Raw genomic sequence first — 768 nt, 5'->3', positions numbered from 1 at the left:
GCCGGTACCTTTCATTAATCAGGATCGATTTGGCCGCTATGATTCCATTGGTAATCTGGGCGGTAAACCAGTCAGTATTCCCGATGGTGTAGTGTTTACGTGGGTACACTATGTAGGAGACCCTGGCGATTTCGACCGTGATAGAAAAGCCGGCGAATACAAGCGTCCCTCCATCACTTATCAGCTACCCATTGATGGTTTTGATTTTCAATACCGCGTAACGGATGGTGCTATTAAAATTAGAAGAGAGCAAACTGATATTGATTATATGAATGATAATAAAAATCTGATTCCTAAAGGTAAGCCTTTTCCGTGGGGTTATACGATTGTTTATAACTTATATAGCCCTAAACAACCTAAAACTTTTAATCAATGGTTTAATAATATTTTAGAATCGTCAAAAGAAAACTGGGATTTTGGATATTCTAAAAAACCAGATAAAGTATTTGGCTTAACCTATTATCAAGCCAATAACGGTATAGACCCCAGTACCAATCAACCATGGACAGATAATATTGCAGGAAAAGATCTGTATATCTATCGGGATTCAAATAATAACATTAAAACCCTTATCCTATGTGATATTGTTGGAAAAATAAAACATTGTCATCATGATTTTATTGTTAATAATTTTCCGATAGATGTCAGTATAACTTACAACCGTGTCTATTTAAAACTATGGCAACTAACCGAAAAAAATATCGCTGCCATACTGGATAGCTGGGTGGTGACTAATGATGGCAAATTAATTAAAAAGCAGGCTGGCAA

The 768-nt window shown here is 36.1% G+C and carries 1 protein-coding gene; it reads left to right on the top strand.

Translation table 11 applies throughout. The features are described 5' to 3' along the window. A partial coding sequence (locus J3U75_RS09030) for a hypothetical protein (protein ID WP_267391627.1) occupies window positions 1-768 on the top strand: 768 nt, incomplete at both ends.

This window comes from Snodgrassella sp. B3088, assembly GCF_026535815.1.
GTDB classification, from domain to species: Bacteria; Pseudomonadota; Gammaproteobacteria; order Burkholderiales; family Neisseriaceae; genus Snodgrassella; species Snodgrassella alvi_E.
This window is presented reverse-complemented; position numbering and strand designations above follow the sequence as displayed.